Source organism: Kitasatospora putterlickiae (assembly GCF_039527695.1).
In the GTDB taxonomy this organism is placed as follows: Bacteria; Actinomycetota; Actinomycetes; order Streptomycetales; family Streptomycetaceae; genus Kitasatospora; species Kitasatospora putterlickiae.
Window position 1 is genome coordinate 1 of the sequence record NZ_BAAAKJ010000359.1, and the last position, 1,573, is coordinate 1,573.

2 protein-coding genes are annotated in these 1,573 nt (G+C 75.6%); one reads left to right on the plus strand and one right to left on the minus strand.

Translation table 11 applies throughout. From position 1 onward, the window contains the following. Positions 1-256: 256 nt before the first annotated feature. Positions 257-655, minus strand: coding sequence for a hypothetical protein (locus ABD308_RS32650; protein WP_344343130.1), 399 nt, complete (start codon positions 653-655; stop codon positions 257-259). Positions 656-884: 229 nt separating this feature from the next. On the opposite strand from ABD308_RS32650, the gene ABD308_RS32655 reads away from it, so the two are divergent. Next, positions 885-1,337 carry a PPOX class F420-dependent oxidoreductase gene (locus ABD308_RS32655; RefSeq protein WP_344343131.1) on the plus strand — a complete coding sequence of 151 codons (453 nt, stop codon included), beginning with the start codon at positions 885-887 and terminating at the stop codon, positions 1,335-1,337. Positions 1,338-1,573 lie beyond the last annotated feature (236 nt).

Below are 1,573 nucleotides of genomic sequence, written 5' to 3' on the forward strand. Positions count from 1 at the left end.
CCGGGGGCGCGGCCTGCCCCGGTACGGACCCGTCCGCCGGGACGGTGTCCACCGAGTTGTAGATCAGCAGCAGACCGAGCGCCGCGGCGCCCATTCCCCCGCGCAGCAGGCGGGACGTACCGGTGATCGGACCGGCCATCGTCGCTCGTACTCCTCTCCGCGGCCCGCGCTCCGGAGGCCGCGGGACCGACGAACCGAAAGCGCCGCCCCGCGCGCCTCCACCCGCGAAGGGGAGGCGGCGGGAACGGCGCGGGAATCAGACGGCGGCGCCGGCGGTACGGCGGCCGCGGCGCAGCGCGACCGCGCCCGCCCCGAGGCCGCCGAGCAGCAGGACCGCGCCGGAGGCGAGGCCGCCGCCGGAGAGCGCGAGCCCGCCGCCGCCGGTGTGCACGCCACCGTGCGGGGCCTTCTCCTCGCCCTTGCTCTCGTAGCCCTTGCCCTCCGAACCCTTGCCCTCCGAACCCTTGCCCTCGGAGCCCTTCTGCTTCTCCTCCCAGGTCTTCTGGCCCTCGGGGCTGGCGGCCTTCTCCTGCTTCTCCTCCCAGGTCAGGTTCTTGCCCGGGTCGGAGGCACCGTCGGCGTAGGCGAGCGGGGCACCGACGGTCAGGGCCGCGGCGACGGCGGCCCCGGCGAGCAGCGTGCGTGCAGAACGCATGATGATGATCCTTCCGGCGCGGTACCCGGGATCGCCGACACGTCGTCGGCCAGGGGACTCGCGGGCAGGCGCCTGATCCAACGTCAACCACGGTGGCGGCCGTTGCCACCCGAAGGCGGCAGCGGCGGCCCGGTCGGTGGGCCCTTCGAGTGGAGGTTCCGGGCGTGTTCACCCGAGTGCCGTGGGCGGTCCGGGTGACGACCGCGCGGGCGGAGGGAAGACTCCGCGCATGGTCGAGATCTCGAAGGACGTCCGGAACCGGATCGAGGCGGGGCACATCTGGTACGTCGGCACGGTCAACGCCGACGGGTCGCCGCACGTGAGCCCGATGTGGGTGGGGATGGAAGGGGACCTGCTGCTGTTCAACACCTCCGTGGGCCGCGTCAAGGAACGGAACCTGCGCAGGGACCCCCGGGTCTGCCTCTCGCTCGCCGACCCCGCCGACCCCTACGACCGGGTACAGATCCGGGGCCGCGCGGTGCGCTTCGTCGAGGGCGAGGAGGCGGTGCGCAACATGGACCGGCTGGCCCGCACCTACCTCGGCGTGGAGGCGTACGAGTGGGTCGTCCCGGGGGAGCGGCGGGTGGTCGTGCTGATCGAGCCGACCCGGATCAGTCGGGTCACCGGCGTCGAGCCGCTCCCGCCGGGCGCGCCGGGGGCCGTCCCGCCGGCCGGGCCCTGAGGGTCCGCCCCGGGGAGCCGGCCACCCGGGGGCGCGTCTATCTTGATGGGCCACGGACACGAGAGGGGCGGGACATGGGCGGGGCCGGTCGGAAGGTGGCCGCTGCGGCGGCGACGGGGGTGCTGCTGGCGGCGGTGGCGGCGTGCGGTTCGGCAGGCTCGGCACGCTCCGGGCGCGCGGCGTCGGCCGCCCCGGCGTCGGCGTCTGCGGTCCCGGTGGGCCCCGGTGCGACGGCG

Bases quoted from the DNA above. Each gene is read 5' to 3' on its own strand.
- ABD308_RS32650 (WP_344343130.1), bottom strand. From the start codon at position 655: ATGCGTTCTGCACGCACGCTGCTCGCCGGGGCCGCCGTCGCCGCGGCC.
- ABD308_RS32655 (WP_344343131.1), top strand. From the start codon at position 885: ATGGTCGAGATCTCGAAGGACGTCCGGAACCGGATCGAGGCGGGGCAC.